The organism is Pseudomonas sp. LB3P58, from assembly GCF_054897895.1.
Genome location: NZ_JBUBVE010000001.1, coordinates 55,595 through 72,327, shown reverse-complemented (window position 1 = coordinate 72,327; position 16,733 = coordinate 55,595). Strand labels below are relative to the sequence as shown.

The 16,733-nt window shown below is 60.0% G+C and carries 13 protein-coding genes and 1 pseudogene; 10 read left to right on the top strand and 4 right to left on the bottom strand.

The features are described 5' to 3' along the window. Positions 1-178: 178 nt before the first annotated feature. From speA to ACYZTZ_RS00270, 4 genes are all read right to left on the bottom strand, one after another. Entirely contained in the window at positions 179-2,092 is a 1,914-nt protein-coding gene (gene speA / locus ACYZTZ_RS00285) for an arginine decarboxylase (RefSeq protein ID WP_123367570.1), read from the bottom strand. A gap of 218 nt (positions 2,093-2,310) precedes the next feature. Then, positions 2,311-2,682, bottom strand: coding sequence for a translation initiation factor Sui1 (locus tag ACYZTZ_RS00280; protein WP_007907444.1), 372 nt, complete (start codon positions 2,680-2,682; stop codon positions 2,311-2,313). A gap of 280 nt (positions 2,683-2,962) precedes the next feature. Next, entirely contained in the window at positions 2,963-3,520 is a 558-nt protein-coding gene (locus ACYZTZ_RS00275; RefSeq protein WP_008153742.1) for an NUDIX hydrolase, read from the bottom strand. A 3-nt stretch (positions 3,521-3,523) separates the two neighbouring features. Beyond that, positions 3,524-4,591 carry a DUF2333 family protein gene (locus ACYZTZ_RS00270; RefSeq protein WP_140894737.1) on the bottom strand — a complete coding sequence of 356 codons (1,068 nt, stop codon included), beginning with the start codon at positions 4,589-4,591 and terminating at the stop codon, positions 3,524-3,526. A 286-nt stretch (positions 4,592-4,877) separates the two neighbouring features. On the opposite strand from ACYZTZ_RS00270, the gene gcbA reads away from it, so the two are divergent. From gcbA to fis, 10 genes and pseudogenes are all read left to right on the top strand, one after another. Continuing rightward, the gene (gene gcbA, locus ACYZTZ_RS00265) at positions 4,878-6,548 is read left to right on the top strand and encodes a diguanylate cyclase GcbA (RefSeq protein WP_461996867.1); all 1,671 of its coding nucleotides are present in this window, start codon (positions 4,878-4,880) and stop codon (positions 6,546-6,548) included. Positions 6,549-8,040: 1,492 nt separating this feature from the next. Further along, positions 8,041-8,547: pseudogene (locus ACYZTZ_RS00260) on the top strand (methyl-accepting chemotaxis protein); the annotation flags it as partial. A 172-nt stretch (positions 8,548-8,719) separates the two neighbouring features. After that, positions 8,720-10,459 (top strand): protein-disulfide reductase DsbD, encoded by a 1,740-nt coding sequence (locus ACYZTZ_RS00255; protein ID WP_461996866.1) that lies wholly within the window; start codon positions 8,720-8,722, stop codon positions 10,457-10,459. A 131-nt stretch (positions 10,460-10,590) separates the two neighbouring features. Beyond that, positions 10,591-11,043: a type II 3-dehydroquinate dehydratase gene (gene aroQ, locus ACYZTZ_RS00250; RefSeq protein ID WP_033059577.1), complete on the top strand. Its 453-nt coding sequence runs from the start codon at positions 10,591-10,593 to the stop codon at positions 11,041-11,043. A 46-nt stretch (positions 11,044-11,089) separates the two neighbouring features. Next, the gene (accB, locus tag ACYZTZ_RS00245) at positions 11,090-11,551 is read left to right on the top strand and encodes an acetyl-CoA carboxylase biotin carboxyl carrier protein (protein WP_461996865.1); all 462 of its coding nucleotides are present in this window, start codon (positions 11,090-11,092) and stop codon (positions 11,549-11,551) included. A gap of 17 nt (positions 11,552-11,568) precedes the next feature. Next, complete coding sequence (gene accC, locus ACYZTZ_RS00240; RefSeq protein ID WP_461996864.1) at positions 11,569-12,927, top strand: acetyl-CoA carboxylase biotin carboxylase subunit; 1,359 nt, start codon at positions 11,569-11,571, stop codon at positions 12,925-12,927. Positions 12,928-13,096: 169 nt separating this feature from the next. Then, on the top strand, positions 13,097-13,975 hold the full coding sequence (prmA, locus tag ACYZTZ_RS00235; protein WP_056746224.1) for a 50S ribosomal protein L11 methyltransferase: 879 nt from the start codon (positions 13,097-13,099) through the stop codon (positions 13,973-13,975). A 30-nt stretch (positions 13,976-14,005) separates the two neighbouring features. After that, on the top strand, positions 14,006-15,214 hold the full coding sequence (locus ACYZTZ_RS00230; protein WP_461996863.1) for a DUF3426 domain-containing protein: 1,209 nt from the start codon (positions 14,006-14,008) through the stop codon (positions 15,212-15,214). A gap of 185 nt (positions 15,215-15,399) precedes the next feature. Next, positions 15,400-16,410 carry a tRNA dihydrouridine synthase DusB gene (gene dusB, locus ACYZTZ_RS00225; RefSeq protein ID WP_056746229.1) on the top strand — a complete coding sequence of 337 codons (1,011 nt, stop codon included), beginning with the start codon at positions 15,400-15,402 and terminating at the stop codon, positions 16,408-16,410. After that, complete coding sequence (gene fis, locus ACYZTZ_RS00220) at positions 16,407-16,727, top strand: DNA-binding transcriptional regulator Fis (RefSeq protein ID WP_007907419.1); 321 nt, start codon at positions 16,407-16,409, stop codon at positions 16,725-16,727. The genes dusB and fis overlap by 4 nt, the downstream gene beginning before the upstream one ends. Positions 16,728-16,733 lie beyond the last annotated feature (6 nt).

Genomic DNA, 16,733 nt, shown 5'->3' with positions numbered 1-16,733 from the left:
GTAGAGTGCCGAAGTACAACTTAGGAAATGACCTACGCGAAAAGAAGACCACATCACTTGGATGACCAAGAATGTAAGTCATTTCGCTTGAAATCAGAGAGGCATCCCACCAAGCCATCTGAAATTTCCGCAGCGTGCGGAACATTTTCAGACAACCTGATGAGAGCGGTGCCTTACCTCAAGAAGACAGGTAAGAGGAACGGGTCAGACCCAGACGCAGCGCGTCGAGGAACTGGGTACGCTCGGCGGCGGTGATGCGGGCACTGGCGCATTTGTCGCGGTAGTGGGTCATCAACTCTTCCGGCGACAAGTGCACGTAACGCAGCATGTCTTCGATAGTGTCGTGGGTTTCGATACCCGCGTGGTACACGCTGCCATCAGCGTTCTGATAGATGTTCACCGAGTCGGTGTCACCGAACAGGTTGTGCATGTCGCCGAGAATTTCCTGGTAGGCGCCAACCAGGAAGATACCCAGCAGGTAGTCTTCACCGTCGTTCAAACCGTGAACCGGCAGGCTGGTTTCGATGCTCTGCTCGTCGACGTATTGCTTGATTTTACCGTCGGAATCGCAGGTCAGATCTTGCAGCACGGCACGGCGCAGCGGCTCTTCGTCGAGACGGTGCAGCGGCAGGATCGGCAACACCTGGCCGATGGCCCAAGTGTCCGGCAGGCTCTGGAATACCGAGAAGTTGCAGATGTACTTGTCGGCCAGCTTGTCGTTGAGTTCGTCGAGCACCTGACGGTGCGAACGCTGACGAGCCTTCAACGAGTTGTGCAGGCGACGGCACACGGCGAAGTAGCATTGCTCGGCCAGGGCTTTCTCGGCCAGGGTCAGCTTGCCGTCGGCGTACTGGGTCGCGATGTCGCTCATGTAGTGCGTGGCGCGCCAGTAAGTCTCAGTGACCATCTCGATGTCGGTCGGGCCCAGCAGGTCAACCAGCCACTGCACGGTTTCCGGCAGTTCTTCCTTGTTGTCGATCTGCGGCACGTCGTCGTTGTGCTTCTCGACGTCGGTCACTTGCACCACCAGCATCGCGTGGTGAGCGGTCAGGGAACGGCCGCTTTCGGAGAAGATGTTCGGGTGCGGCAGGTTCTGCGCGTCGCAGAATTCCTTGAGCATCCCGACCACAACACCGGCGTAATCGTCCATGTCGTAGTTGATCGAGCTGGCGTTACGCGAGTGCGTACCGTCGTAGTCCACGCCCAAACCGCCACCGACGTCGATGTGATCCACCGGCAGGCCGAGGTTGCGCAGTTCGCCGTAGTAACGAATCGCTTCCTTGAAGCCGTGCTGGTAGTCCGCCAGGTTGGCGATCTGCGAGCCCATGTGGAAGTGCAGCAGGCGAATACCCTGGTCCAGGCCCGCCGCGCGGAAACGCTCGACCACCGACAGCAGTTGCGCCGCCGACAGACCGAACTTGGATTTCTCGCCACCGGTGTCGGCCCATTTGCTCGACGCCAGGGACGACAGACGCACGCGCAGGCCAACCTGAGGTTTGACCTTGAGCGAGGCGGCTTCTTCGATCACCAACCCGACTTCGGATTCTTTCTCGATCACGATGAACACGTTGTGGCCGAGCTTCTGGCCCATCAGCGCCAGACGAATGAACTCGCGATCCTTGTAGCCGTTGCAGACGATGGTGCCGCCCTTCGGCGCCAGGGCCAGCACGGCCAGCAGCTCAGGCTTGGAGCCGGCTTCAAGACCAATGGACACGTCTTGGGTGGCAATGATGTTCTCGATCACCGCTTCTTGCTGGTTAACCTTGATCGGGTACAGCGCGGTGTACTTACTCTGGTATTCCAGACGCTCGATGTTGGCGTCGAACGCGCCGGTCAGCTGACGCACGCGGTCTTGCAGAATGTCAGGGAAACGCACCAGCAGTGGCAAGGACAGGCCGCTTTGGCGCAGCTGGTCAACTTGCTCGAAGAGGTCGATAGGCGAACTGGTCGGACCGTTCGGACGAACTTCGACGCGACCGGCGTCATTGATCGCGAAGTACCCGGCCCCCCAATGGCGAATCCCGTAAACACTGCGGCTGTCCGCAACTGTCCATTGGCTGCCATCGTCTTTGCGTGTGCGTCGTACGGACATTGAAGTCCCCTATAAAGAAGTCATAGAGCGTCGCCTGGGTTCAGGCCGGCGCAGTCTAAAGAATGAAAATGACGGTTCGTCAACGAAGGGATAGACCTCGCTGACCGCAGTGAGTTTAGAAACCGGTCAGAACAGGCTCTGTGAAAACCATGTAGACGACGCCAGACCTGAATCGGATCAGGGCTGGATCAAGCCGAGGGTGGTTTTCACAGAGGCTGCTAGCCGCCGGACTTCTTCGCTTTGAAACCGTGCTTGATCAGTTCGGCCAAGAGTAGCTCGACATGATCGCCCTGGATTTCAATGATTCCGTCTTTCAACGCACCACCGGTCCCGCAACGTTTCTTCAACGTGGTCGCCAGGTCCTTGAGCGCGTCTTCGGCCAACGGCACGCCGGTGATGGTGGTCACCGTCTTGCCGCCACGCCCCTTGCTTTCGCGACGCACGCGAGCGATGCCGTCGCCGGCCGGGATAACGGTCTGTTTGCAGATGCAGGCATCCACCGGTTGACTGCAATCCGGGCAATGACGACCTGCGTCGGTGGAAAATACCAGGCCACCAAGGGCGGCGAAGGATGCGGCTTTTTTGGCCACCGGCAATCCTCTTGGGAGGACAAAGACTGGTCGCAGCACTTGGGCAAGGCTATCGACCGCGAAGCCCCACTCAGGCAGGGGCAGCGCTACTGAAACGGTACAACCTGTGTAGGAGCTGACGAGTGCAACGAGGCTGCGATCTTTTGATTTTGACTCAAAAGCAAAGTCAAAAGATCGCAGCCTGCGGCAGCTCCTACAACAGGCAATGCCGGTTCAGCTTGAAAAGGTCGCGCAGTGTAACGGCAAAAAGCCGACTTGCTAAGAGCCAATCGGCGCCAATTTATGCCTCTTTTGCGACGTCAGACCCACGGGCGCGAAGATAGCGCTTCAATGCGGCCAGAGAGTCCGGGCAATAAGGCTTTTGCTGGATTTCCAGCAGGACTTGATCAACGGGAATAAAGCGCGCTTCAAGGACTTCTTCGGGTTGCAGGATCAACGGACCGTCCCACACCGCCGAAAACGCCGAACACCAGAGCCGATTGCCGGTGTCTTCGAAGAAAAAATGATCATGGGCGGTCAGTTCCACGCCGCTCACACCCAGCTCTTCTTCCAGCTCGCGGGCCGCCGATTCGGCGTAGGTTTCGGTCGCTAGCACCATGCCCCCCGCCGCCACGTCCCAGAAACCTGGATAAATGGCTTTGCTCAGCGTGCGTCGATGCACGCAGAGTTCACCGGCGGAATTGAACAGCATGATGTAAGTGCCGCGCCCGATCAGCCCGCGTTCACGCAGGTCGGAGCGGACCAGGGCGCCGAGCAGGTTGTCCTGCTCGTCAACCCAGGCGATCTGTTCGGCATCCGAGGCCGCGCGGTGCGCGACCTCTCTGGCGCTATCGACCATGACTTAGCCCTGATTGAGCAATTGACGCAAATCGATCACTGCGGCGTTGGCCCGGGAGATGTAGTTGGCCATGACCAGCGAGTGGTTAGCCAGCACCCCGAAGCCGCTGCCATTAAGGATCATAGGACTCCAGACCGGTTCCTGCGAGGCTTCCAGTTCACGAATGATCTGACGCACGCTAACCGTGGCGTTCTTCTTGGCCAGCACATCGGCGAAGTCGACTTCGATGGCGCGCAGCAGATGGGACAGGGCCCAGGCCTGACCGCGAGCTTCGTAGAACACGTTGTCGATCTGCATCCACGGGGTCTCGACGATTTCTTCGTCAACCTGTGGCACCTGACCCGGTGCGATGACTTCGGTTTTCAGCGCCGTGTTGAGTTTGACCCGGCCAACGCTCGCCGACAGCCGTTGTGACAGCGAACCCAAACGGGTACCGACATCGCCCAGCCAGTTGTTCAGGTTGTCGGCGCGGGCATAGAACAGCGCGCTTTTCTGACTCGGGTCGGACAGGCGTGCCTGATAACGGCTCAGGGAGTTGATGCCTTCCTGGTATTCGGACTCACTGGAGGGCAGCACCCAGCTCTTGTTGTCGAAGTTGAAGCGCGGCTCGGCCTTGGCCAGGTCCGCGTCTTCGGTGGACTGCGACTGGGAACGAGCGAAGTCTTTACGCAGTGCACGACTCAGGTCACGGACCTGGACCAGCACGCCATATTCCCAGCTCGGCGTGTTATCCATCCACAGGCCCGGCGGGAAACGGTCGTTGGAAATATAGCCACCCGGTTTGGTCAGCAAAGTACCGGCGACGGTCTTGAGGGTTTCGACCGTGGTGTAGCCGATGACCATTTGCTTGCCTTCTTTCTCGGCGGCCATCTGGGCGTTCTGCTGAACCGGGAACAGCGCAGGTTCCTGGCTCCAGTACCAGCCCAGCGCAATAGCCACCAGCAAGTAAATGGCAATCAGAGTGGCCAACGCCCGGCTGAACAACAGGCCACCCAAGTAACTACGGGTGGCCGATTTCGGTTCAGCGGCACGTTCAGGCGCGCTGCCCGCGCGGTTCTTCCAGTCCAGCATGGCGATATCCTTTCAATCACTTGAGTTCATCGGTTCGACCACAACCCTATCTCATCGTGCCTCGTTTGCCGCGCATTAAATCCTGCGCAAACACTACCCGCACAATGACCATGATCGACGGCCACTATAAATGAAGCACAGCTTGGATCCTATGCGACCAGTCGGTCAGAAACTGAATCAGGTCGCTTTGCAGTTAATTGACGTACGACACTCATGCGATGGAAAAGAGGTGCTAGCATAGAGCCACCAGTCGATCTCAGCATGCACCCTAACTAGTAGTCAGGATATGACCGAGCCAGAAGACCCCAGCCGTGAGCGCCTCAAGCACCACTTTGCCCAGCGGGTAATTCATCAGGCACGTCAAATTCTTGAGATATGGCAGCGCCTGCAACGCAGCGAGTGGTCCACCACCGACTTATCGGAACTGAGCGAGGCCAACCTGCGCCTGCTGCGTTTCGCCGAGCGCTTCGAACAACCTGAACACACCCAACTGGCGCGCCACATCGGTCAGTCGCTGGAGGCTGTCGACGCCAATCGCGGACGCCTGAGCAGCGGACTGATCACTGACCTCAATCGTTTGATGCAGCGCCTGTCACGCACCGGTTTGCGCCATGGCGATCAGTTGGACCAGACCTTTCTGCCGCCGCTGCGCAAGCCGATTTACGTGATGCTGCAGGACTACGACCGCGCCGAGCGTCTGGCCAAGCAGCTGGAATTTTTTGGGCTCAGCGCTCAAGCCCTCGACAGCGTTGCGGCGTTCCGCTCTTCGATGGTCGAGCGCTTGCCTGCGGCAATCGTCATGGACGTGGATTTCAGTGGCGCCGGCATCGGCCTGAAACTGGCTGCCGAAGCCCAGGAAGGCCTCGATCATCAATTGCCGCTGTTGTTCTTCAGCCTGCACGAAACCGACACCCCGACCCGTCTCGCCGCCGTGCGTGCCGGTGGCCAGGAATTCCTGACCGGCACCCTCGAAGCCTCGAGCCTGCTGGAGAAAATCGAAGTCCTGACCTGCGTCGCCCAGTACGAACCTTATAAAGTGCTGATCATCGACGATTCCCGCGCCCAGGCCTTGCACACCGAGCGCCTGCTCAATAGCGCCGGGATCGTCACGCGGACCTTGATCGAGCCGATCCAGGCCATGGCCGAGCTCGCGGACTTCCAGCCAGACCTGATCATCCTCGACATGTACATGCCGGCCTGCACCGGTACTGAATTGGCCAAGGTGATCCGTCATAACGATCGCTATGTCAGCGTGCCGATCATTTACTTGTCGGCCGAAGACGATCTGGACAAGCAGCTCGACGCCATGAGCGAGGGCGGCGACGACTTCCTGACCAAACCGATCAAGCCCCGGCACCTGATCACCACCGTGCGTAACCGCGCGGCGCGGGCACGCAATCTGAAAGCGCGGATGGTCCGCGACAGCCTCACCGGGCTGTACAACCACACGCACATTCTGCAATTGCTCGAAGACTGCAGCTTCCGCGCCCGCCGCGAGAGCAAGCCGCTGAGCTTTGCGATGCTCGACATCGACCACTTCAAACGGGTCAACGACAGCCACGGCCACCCCATGGGCGATCGAGTGATCAAGAGCCTGGCGCTGTTTCTCAAGCAACGCTTGCGCAAGACCGACTTCATCGGCCGTTACGGCGGTGAAGAATTCGCCATCGTCATGCCGGACACCGATCTCGAATCGGCCCATAAAGTGCTCGACGAAATCCGTCGACGCTTTGCCGAGATTCACTACCCGGCTCAACCGCAGGACCTCTGGTGCACGTTCAGCGCCGGGGTGGTGGAACTGTGCGAGCACTCCGACAGCCTGATGATGGCCAGCCAGGCAGACGAAGCGCTGTACCGCGCAAAGGACGCCGGACGCAACCGCGTGCAGGCCGCGCGGACGTCAAAGCAAAGTGCCACTTTTTCATCGGAATCGACCCATTCGGTCATAACCCTGTAACACAAACGCAATAAATTCAGGCGCTTACCATTCTGCCGCTGGTAGACCCGCGATGCGCCTGAAGCTGCTGACCAATCTCAATACCCTCCTTTTAGTCGCCGTGTGCGTGGCCCTTGGCGCCACACTGTGGTGGTCGCAAAAGGCCCTGGAGCGTCCCTATCTATTGATGGAGCGTTACTTGGGCTTGTCCCAGCAATTTCAAAATGAAGTCGCGCGTAACATCGACGACTACCTCGCCAGCGGCGATGCCCTGCGCCTGAGCAGTGCCAGTCAGGCTATCGACGGCCTGCAAAAGGAGCTCGGTGAGTTGCCGCCGGCGTTGGCCGACACCTTGCGCCCGAGCCTGTCGAACCTCGAAGAATTCAGCAAAACCGATCTGCTGGCGGCCGGCAAACTCGCGGGCGATCCGCAAGCGCTGCTGCTTCAGGCCGAACGCGAACTCGGCGCCAGCCTCGACCAGCTCAGCCAATACGCCAGCGCTAACGCGGCGTATCTGACGCCGTTGCTCGCTGCCTCTCAACACCTGGGAAAATTATCCTTGGCGCGAGACAAACTGGTCAGCAGCGGCCGCAGCGAATTGGCCGCCGATGTCGAGCGTGAAGTCACCAACATCCGCACTCAGGCTGAGTTGCTGGGCGCCTTGCCGCTGCTCGGTGTAGCCAGCAGCAGCGAATCCGGCACCGATGATTTCGCCGCGATGATGGGCTTGGAGAACACCGAAAAAGCTGTTGCCGAAGATGCGGGCGTCGGCCTCAAGCGCGAACTCAACGGCCTGCTGACCCGCTACCCCGCCGAACTCTCCCGTACTCGTGACCAGATCCAGAAACGCACCGACCTCAGCGCCGCCACTCACCTGAAAATCGCCGCCGTGCAGCAGGCCATTGCCGGACTGGAGCCGGTGGTTCGCGCCCAGCACGGCCAGATCCAGGGCGAAGTGCGGCTGATGCAAGGGGTGATGATTGGCCTGATTCTGCTGATTGCTTTGCTGATCGACACCTTGCAACGGAAACTGGCCCGGACGCTGACCAACCTCGCCCCGGCCCTTTCGACCTGGGCCGAGGGCGACTTCAGCCGGGACATTGAACTGGGCGCGACCAATCGTGAACTGCACGACATTCAAGCTTCGCTCAATCGGTTGCGCGCCTATCTGGTCGACCTGGTCGGGACCATTCGCCTCAACGCCGAACAGGTCGCCGGCAGCAGCCGAACGCTGGCCGAGTTGAGCAATGACCTGCACAGCGGCGCCGAACATCAGGCCGGCGACACAGCGCTGATCCGTGATTCTCTCGGCGAGCTGGAAGCGACCATTCAACAGGTTGCCGGCGATGCCAGCCAGGCGGCCGACGCCAGCCGCCATGCCGGGCTGGCGGTGGAGCACGGCCAGAAGGTCATCGGTTTGAGTCTCACCGGGCTGCACGCGCTGGTCGGTGAAGTGCAAGGCAACGCGCAGATGATCGAACACCTGGCCGAAGAGTCGGCAACCATTGGCGGCGTGCTGACAGTCATCCGCTCGATTGCCGACCAGACCAACCTGCTGGCCCTGAACGCCGCCATCGAAGCGGCCCGTGCCGGGGAAATGGGTCGAGGGTTTGCGGTGGTGGCCGAAGAAGTTCGTTCACTGGCACAACGCACCGCTGGCGCCACAGCAGAGATCCAGACACTGATCGCCGGTTTGCAAACCGCGGCGCGACAATCGGTGGAAGGCATGCGCGCCCAGGTCGAACACGCCGAAGCCACTGCCAATCAGGCCCAGGCCGCCGACGGTGCGCTGGATAAAATCGTCGGCGCGATCCAGACCATTTCCGACACCGCCGTGCGCATCGCCGATGTCACCGCCCAGCAGAGCGGTGCCGTCAGCGAGATCCGCGATCACAGTGAGCGGATTCACCAATTGGGTGGGGATAACTTGTTGCGCATCGGCGAGGGACGCGTGCAAGGGGAGAACTTGCTGGTGTTGGGTGGGCGATTGCATACAGCCGTTCAGGCCTTCCGCGTCTGATAGATTGCCATCGCGAGCAGGCTCGCTCCCACCGGGTTTTGTGTCGCTCACAGATCCAATGTGGGAGCGAGCCTGCTCGCGATGACGCAAGAACAACCACCACAAAACTCCGGCCCTGCACACCCCGCGACTGTCCGCTATCATGCCTTCACTTTCGATACGCGAGATTGTCATGCGCCGTTTGCTCTGCCTGCTGTTTTTAGTGCTCGCCCTGCCGGCCACCGCCGCCGGTTTGCTGGACAGTCGGCCCAGTTCGACGTTGGGCTCGATCAACAACAGCGCCGACTTTCTGCCGGTGCGTGAAGCCTTTCAACTGAGCCTGGTAGACAGCACACCGCAATCGATCAAACTGCGCTTCGTCGCCACTGAGGGCTACTACCTCTACCGACACCGCTTCCAGTTTCGCGCCGAACCCGCCGATGTTGGTCTGGGCGCCGCGCAACTGCCCAAGGGCGAACAGAAGCACGATGAGTATTTTGGCGATGTCGAGGTCTATCACGGCATTCTCGAAGTCGAACTGCCGCGCACCGATCAACGCGCCTTCACCCTGGTGGTTACGTATCAGGGTTGCGCCGACAAAGGCTTGTGCTATCCACCCGAGACCGAGCGCCTGAGTATTGATGGCAGCGCAGGCGCAACTCCGACCTGGAGCTGGCGCGAACTGGCGCTGTTCTTCCTCGCAGGCTTGGGCCTGACGTTCACACCGTGTGTGCTGCCGATGCTGCCGATCCTGTCCGGCGTGGTGTTGCGTGGTCAGGTGGGTGGCTTGCGTGGTTTCAATCTGTCCCTCGCTTATGTGCTGCCAATGGCCGTCTGCTTCGCCCTGCTCGGGGCGTTGATGGGGATGTTCGGCGCCCAGCTCAATCTTCAGGCGCGGCTGCAATCGGCGTGGGTGCTGGTGCCGTTCGCGACGTTTTTTGCGCTGTTTGCCCTGGCGATGTTTGGCGTCTTCGAACTCAAGCTGCCTCACGCCATCAGCAGTCGGCTGGATCGGATCGCCGGTCGCACCGAGGGTGGTTCGTTGTGGGGTGCCGCGGTGCTGGGCGTGGTTTCCAGCCTGCTGGTGTCGCCCTGCGTCTCGGCACCGCTGGCCGGCGCGCTGCTGTACATCAGCGCCAGCGGCGATGCATTGGGCGGCGGTCTGAAATTGTTCATGCTCGGCCTTGGCATGGGCGCCCCGCTGTTGCTGGTCGCCACCGGTGGCGCCGCCTGGCTGCCGAAAAGCGGACCCTGGTTGATCTATGTGAAAAACGCGATTGGCGTTTTGTTGCTGGGGCTGGCGATCGGTTTGCTCAGTCGAGTACTGCCGGGCCAGATCACACTGCTGCTGATCGGCTTGCTGGCCGGTGGCGTCGGGTTATTCATGGGTGCGCTGGAGTTCGTCTACAAACCGCCGAGAAAACGCCTGGGCCAGTTGCTGGGAATGTTCCTGCTGTTTTATGCGCTGGCGTGTTGGTATGGCGCGTTCAGCGGCCAGACCGACCCGCTCAATCCGATTGGCCAGCCGCGCACGGTTGCCGACAATGAGCAACCGCAAAACACCAGCGCCTGGCAAACCGTCAGCACCCCGGCAGACCTGGACCGCGTCCTCGCCGAAGCCAAATCATCGGGCACCCCGCTGCTACTCGACTGGTACGCCGACTGGTGCATCAGTTGCAAAGTCATCGAACATAAAGTGCTCAACGACGCCACGGTCGTCGAACGCCTCAAAGGCTATCGACTGATCCGCTTCGACATCACCGCCAGCAACGCCGAGCAACGCGCCCTGCTCGACCGCTACAAACTGTTCGGCCCGCCAGCGCTGATGTTTTTTGGCAAGGACGGCGTCGAACACGCCGATGTGCGAGTGATCGGCGAGATCAACGCCACTGACTTCGCCGAACGTGTTGCGAAAGCAAATGACCGGATTTAATAACCCGGTCACATATTTCGCGCAAACATCGGCCATCGTGCTGGCTATTGCATAGAACTGGACAGTCACAAAGGCTTTGCGGCATAGTCGCCGGGTTCTGACAATTGCACACAGATAACAAGGAACAGCAGATGGCGACGCTACTGGTTCTGCACGGACCCAACCTGAACATGCTCGGCACCCGTGAACCGGGCACCTACGGCGCTACGACACTGGCGCAGATCAACCAGGACCTGGAACGCCGTGCCCGTGAAGCCGGCCACCATTTGCTGCACCTGCAAAGCAACGCCGAGTACGAATTGATCGACCGCATCCACGCTGCCCGCAGCGAAGGTGTGGACTTCATTCTGATCAACCCAGCAGCTTTTACACACACAAGTGTCGCATTACGTGACGCGCTGCTGGCGGTGAGCATCCCATTCATCGAAGTGCATTTGTCTAACGTGCACAAACGCGAACCTTTCCGCCATCACTCTTACTTCTCCGACGTAGCGGTGGGAGTGATCTGCGGCCTTGGCGCCAGCGGTTATCGACTGGCCCTGGAGGCTGCCCTAGAGCAGCTTGAAAGACCGGCAACAGCTTGAACGACAAGCGTAACGCCCCTGACCGACCCTTGGGAGTTGATGATTCATGGATATCCGTAAAGTTAAGAAACTGATCGAACTGCTGGAAGAGTCCGGCATCGACGAGCTCGAGATCAAGGAAGGCGAAGAGTCCGTACGCATCAGCCGTCACAGCAAGACCCCGGCTCAGCAGTATTACGCACCGGCTCCAATGCATGCTCCGGCGCCTGCGCCTGTGGCTCCTGCCCCGGTTGCTGCCGCCGCACCTGCTGCTCCGGCCGCGCCAGTTCTGAACGGTAACGTTGCCCGTTCGCCTATGGTCGGTACCTTCTATCGCAAATCTTCGCCAGCCTCGCCGTCCTTCGTTGAAGTCGGCCAGACCGTGAAGAAAGGCGACACCCTGTGCATCGTCGAAGCCATGAAGATGATGAACCACATCGAAGCTGAATCCAGCGGTGTGATCGAATCTATCCTCGTCGAAGACGGCCAGCCGGTTGAGTACGACCAACCGCTGTTCACCATCGTTTGAACCGCGGAGAGACTTTGATGACTGCGAAGTTGGAAAAAGTTCTGATCGCCAACCGCGGTGAGATCGCCCTGCGGATCCTGCGTGCCTGCAAAGAGATGGGCATCAAGACTGTCGCCGTTTACTCCAAGGCCGACAAAGAGCTGATGCACCTGGGTCTGGCAGACGAATCCGTCTGCATCGGCCCGGCCTCGGCCGCGCATTCTTATCTGCACATCCCGGCAATCATCGCTGCGGCTGAAGTGACCGGCGCTACCGCCATTCACCCAGGCTACGGTTTCCTTGCGGAAAACGCTGATTTCGCTGAACAAGTCGAGAACTCCGGCTTCGCGTTCATTGGCCCGAAAGCCGACACCATTCGCCTGATGGGCGACAAGGTATCGGCCAAGCACGCCATGATCGCTGCGGGCGTTCCAACCGTTCCGGGTTCCGACGGCCCGCTGCCTGAAGACGAAGAAACCGCTCTGCGCATCGGTCGCGAAGTCGGTTACCCGGTGATCATCAAAGCCGCTGGCGGCGGTGGTGGTCGCGGCATGCGCGTTGTGCATAAAGAAGAAGACCTGATCTCCTTCGCCAAACTGACCCGCACCGAAGCAGGCGCGGCGTTCGGCAACCCGATGGTCTATCTGGAAAAATTCCTGACCAACCCACGCCACGTGGAAGTTCAGGTACTTTCCGACGGCCAGGGCCACGCCATCCATCTGGGCGACCGCGATTGCTCGCTGCAACGTCGTCACCAGAAGGTTCTCGAAGAAGCGCCGGCACCGGGCATCGACGAGAAGGCCCGGGCTGAAGTCCTCGCACGCTGCGTCAAGGCTTGCATCGACATCAACTACCGTGGCGCGGGCACTTTCGAGTTCCTGTACGAAAACGGCGCGTTCTATTTCATCGAAATGAACACCCGCGTTCAGGTTGAGCACCCGGTTTCGGAAATGGTCACCGGCATCGACATCGTCAAGGAGATGCTCAGCATCGCCGCTGGCAACAAGCTGTCGTACACCCAGGAAGACGTGGTCATCCGCGGTCATGCACTGGAATGCCGAATCAACGCCGAAGACCCGAAAACCTTCATGCCGAGCCCAGGCACGGTCAAGCATTTCCACGCACCAGGTGGCAACGGCGTTCGCGTCGATTCGCACCTGTACAGTGGCTATGCCGTTCCGCCGAACTACGATTCGTTGATCGGCAAGCTGATCACCTACGGCGCAACCCGCGACGAAGCGTTGGCGCGCATGCGCAATGCGCTGGACGAAATCGTTGTCGACGGGATCAAGACCAACATCCCGCTGCACCGCGACCTGGTCCGCGATGAAGGCTTCTGCAAAGGTGGAATCAACATCCACTACCTGGAACACAAGCTGGCTGCCGAAAAGCATTAAGCTGTGATCCAGACCAACAAAGCCGCTTTCGAGCGGCTTTGTTGTTTCTGGAGATTTCATAATGTGAACGCGAGCAAGGCCGCTCCCACAAAAGCCCCGCGCTCGCGTAAACTTGCGCGCTTCTCGCAGCCCGCTAGGCTGCAATCAATATTTTTCAAAGGTGCCCGCCATGCCTTGGCTGCAAGTCCGTCTCGCCATCAGCCCAGAACAAGCCGAAACCTACGAAGACGCTTTCCTTGAAGTGGGCGCCGTATCGGTGACTTTCATGGACGCCGAAGATCAGCCGATCTTCGAGCCGGAACTCAACACCACGCCGCTGTGGTCGCACACGCACCTGCTGGCCCTGTTCGAAGGTGGCACCGAAGCCGCCACCGTGCTGGCCCACCTTGAGTTGCTGACTGGCAGCCCGTTGCCTGAACATCACAGCGAAGTCATCGAAGACCAGGACTGGGAACGCAGCTGGATGGACGGTTTCCAGCCGATGCGTTTCGGCCAGCGCCTGTGGATCGTTCCGAGCTGGCACGCTGCGCCTGAACCCGACGCGGTAAACCTGCTGCTGGATCCAGGCCTGGCGTTCGGCACCGGCACCCACCCGACCACCGCACTGTGCCTGGAATGGCTCGACGGTCAGGACCTGAAAGACTGCAACGTGCTGGACTTCGGCTGCGGCTCGGGGATTCTGGCGATCGCCGCCCTGCTGCTCGGCGCGAAAGAAGCCGTCGGCACCGACATTGACGTGCAAGCCCTGGAGGCCTCCCGCGATAACGCCGGGCGCAACAACATTGCCGAAGAACTCTTCCCGCTGTATCTGCCGCAAGATCTGCCGCAAGTTCAGGCCGACGTGCTGGTCGCCAACATCCTGGCCGGCCCGCTGGTTTCCCTGGCGCCGCAATTGTCCAGCCTGGTCAAATCCGGTGGCCGTCTGGCGCTGTCGGGCATCCTCGCCGAGCAAGGTGAAGACGTCGCCAAAGCCTACGCTCAGGACTTCGATCTGGACCCGATCGCCAATCGCGATGGCTGGGTGCGCATTACTGGCCGTCGGCGCTAGAATGAACGCCTGCATAATCCGGATTACCGCATGACCGACAGCTTCGTCACTCAGTGCCCGCATTGCCAAACCAGCTTCCGCGTCAGCCATGCTCAATTGAGCGTGGCCCGCGGAGTGGTTCGTTGCGGCTCGTGCTTGCAGGTGTTCAACGCCGCCAAGCAGCTACTTGAGCAACGGTCCGGCAAGGACGCGATCACGCCGGCTGCCCCGGTCATCGTCGAACCGCCGGAGCCGCGAGCCATCAGCCAAAAGCAATGGACTGCCGCCGAGCTGGATCTGGACAGTCTGGACCTGGACGAAGAACTCGCCCGCCTCGAACAACGGGAAATCCAGCCGACCACGGAATTCGGCCGGCCCCGCGAAGACAGCCTGAGCGCCAGCCGGGATACCGTCGAGCACGAAGAAGCGCCATGGCCCGACAGCCTGTTCAGCGAATCGGCCGCCGATCGTGCGCAGACCACTGAAGCCGACTTGCCAGAGCTGGAACTCGATCCGAGCAAATACTCGCGCACCGAACCTTCGCTGTCCCTGGAACCGGTGGAGCTGGACGACGAGTCTCTGCCGCCACAGCTGCGCCTGCACGACCCGCTGGACGCACCGATGCATCACGAACGCCTGTCGGCGACCGATGATATCGACGACGATCTGCCCTCGATCGAACCAGTGCGCAAAAAGCGTGAGCCGGCTGTCCGCGCCGACGCCCTGCAAGACCTGACCGATGACCCGCTGCAACTGGACTGGCAAAAGCGCCGTTCACCCTGGGGTCGTCGATTTTTCTGGCTGCTGCTGATCCTGCTCGGCGTCGCCGTGCTCGCTGGTCAGTACATCGCCTACCATTTCGATGAACTGGCGCGTCAGGACCAGTACCGTCCGTGGTTCCAGCAACTGTGCCCGCAAATCGGCTGCACCGTGCCATCCAAAGTCGACATCGCCAAAATCAAAAGCAGCAACCTGGTGGTCCGCAGTCACCCGGACTTCAACGGTGCACTGGTGGTCGACGCGATCATCTACAACCGCGCACCCTTCTCCCAGCCTTTCCCGCTGCTGGAGTTGCGTTTTGCCGACCTCAACGGCCACTTGATCGCCAGCCGTCGCTTCAAGCCCGGCGAGTACCTCAACGGCGATCTCGAAGGGATGGCGGAAATGCCTCCGCAAACGCCGATCCACATCGCACTGGATATCCTCGATCCAGGCTCCAAAGCGGTGAATTACAGCCTGAGCTTCCATTCGCCCGAGTGAAACGGTTCAGTGTTACGGCTTTGACGGCATATTTCTGACTTTGACCGCTCACACCAAACCGCTGGCGATAACAGAATAACTGTTCAGATTTTGTTCAATTCAGCCTTTATCCAGTCATCGAGAGCGGGTATCATGCCAACCCTTTTTCGAACTCTCATGATCCGACCCCACAACAGGGAAGTCCTATGTCGGCGGTACGCATCGGTCCTTACACATTGCACAACGGCTTGATTCTCGCCCCGATGGCGGGGGTCACAGACCAACCCTTTCGTCAGCTGTGCAAGCGACTGGGCGCAGGACTTGTAGTCTCGGAAATGGTCACCAGCGACATGAGCTTGTGGAACACCCGCAAATCGCGGATGCGCATGATCCACGAAGGTGATCCCGAGCCCCGCTCGGTACAGATCGCCGGTGGTGATGCACAGATGCTGGCGGATGCGGCCCGGGCCAACGTTGAACTGGGCGCACAGATTATTGATATCAACATGGGCTGTCCGGCGAAGAAGGTCTGCAACAAGGCCGCCGGGTCCGCGCTGTTGAAGGATGAAGCACTGGTGACCGAGATCCTGCAGGCCGTAGTGGCTGCGGTTGATGTGCCGGTGACCCTGAAGATCCGCACCGGCTGGGACCGGGACAACAAGAACGGCCTGACCGTGGCGAAGATCGCCGAGCAGGCAGGCATTACGGCACTGGCAGTCCATGGCCGCACCCGTGCCGATCTGTACACCGGCGAAGCCGAGTACGACACCATTGCCGCGATCAAGCAGGCCGTGTCGATTCCGGTCTTTGCCAATGGCGATATCGATTCACCAGAGAAGGCCCGGTACGTGCTCGATGCGACCGGTGCCGATGGCCTGCTGGTAGGCCGGGCCGCTCAGGGGCGGCCGTGGATTTTTCGTGAGATCGATCATTTTCTGCGTACCGGCGAGAAACTCCCGGCACTGGAACTGATCGAGGTGGAACGCATTCTGCTAGAGCATCTGGCTGCGCTGCACGTCTTCTATGGAGACGTCATGGGCGTACGCATTGCTCGAAAGCATGTGGGCTGGTATCTCGCAACCTTGCCGGGCGCCAGGGAATTTCGCGCCCACTTCAATCGTTTGGAAGATACGGAAGCACAATGCGCCAACGTTCAGGGCTTCTTCGCCGAACGTTACAAGAGCCTGACAGGGGACGGAGAAGGGGTGGCCGCATGACGATGATGACCGAGACTTTAGTGAGTGGAACAACACCCGTGAGCGACAACGTGAATTTGAAACAGCACCTCAATACGCCGAGCGAAGAAGGTCAGACCCTTCGCGGGAGTGTCGAGAAGGCGCTGCACAATTATTTCGCCCACCTTGAAGGCGCTGCCGTCACGGATGTGTACAACCTGGTGCTCTCCGAAGTCGAGGCGCCCCTGCTCGAGTGCGTGATGAACTACGTCAAGGGCAACCAGACCAAGGCCAGCGAGCTGCTCGGGCTGAACCGAGGCACGCTGCGCAAGAAACTCAAGCAGTACGATTTGCTTTAAGCATTC

Bases quoted from the DNA above. Each gene is read 5' to 3' on its own strand.
- ACYZTZ_RS00230 (WP_461996863.1), top strand. From the start codon at position 14,006: ATGACCGACAGCTTCGTCACTCAGTGCCCGCATTGCCAAACCAGCTTC.
- gcbA (WP_461996867.1), top strand. From the start codon at position 4,878: ATGACCGAGCCAGAAGACCCCAGCCGTGAGCGCCTCAAGCACCACTTT.
- accB (WP_461996865.1), top strand. From the start codon at position 11,090: ATGGATATCCGTAAAGTTAAGAAACTGATCGAACTGCTGGAAGAGTCC.
- ACYZTZ_RS00255 (WP_461996866.1), top strand. From the start codon at position 8,720: ATGCGCCGTTTGCTCTGCCTGCTGTTTTTAGTGCTCGCCCTGCCGGCC.
- ACYZTZ_RS00275 (WP_008153742.1), bottom strand. From the start codon at position 3,520: ATGGTCGATAGCGCCAGAGAGGTCGCGCACCGCGCGGCCTCGGATGCC.
- speA (WP_123367570.1), bottom strand. From the start codon at position 2,092: ATGTCCGTACGACGCACACGCAAAGACGATGGCAGCCAATGGACAGTT.
- ACYZTZ_RS00270 (WP_140894737.1), bottom strand. From the start codon at position 4,591: ATGCTGGACTGGAAGAACCGCGCGGGCAGCGCGCCTGAACGTGCCGCT.
- fis (WP_007907419.1), top strand. From the start codon at position 16,407: ATGACGATGATGACCGAGACTTTAGTGAGTGGAACAACACCCGTGAGC.
- dusB (WP_056746229.1), top strand. From the start codon at position 15,400: ATGTCGGCGGTACGCATCGGTCCTTACACATTGCACAACGGCTTGATT.
- aroQ (WP_033059577.1), top strand. From the start codon at position 10,591: ATGGCGACGCTACTGGTTCTGCACGGACCCAACCTGAACATGCTCGGC.
- accC (WP_461996864.1), top strand. From the start codon at position 11,569: ATGACTGCGAAGTTGGAAAAAGTTCTGATCGCCAACCGCGGTGAGATC.
- prmA (WP_056746224.1), top strand. From the start codon at position 13,097: ATGCCTTGGCTGCAAGTCCGTCTCGCCATCAGCCCAGAACAAGCCGAA.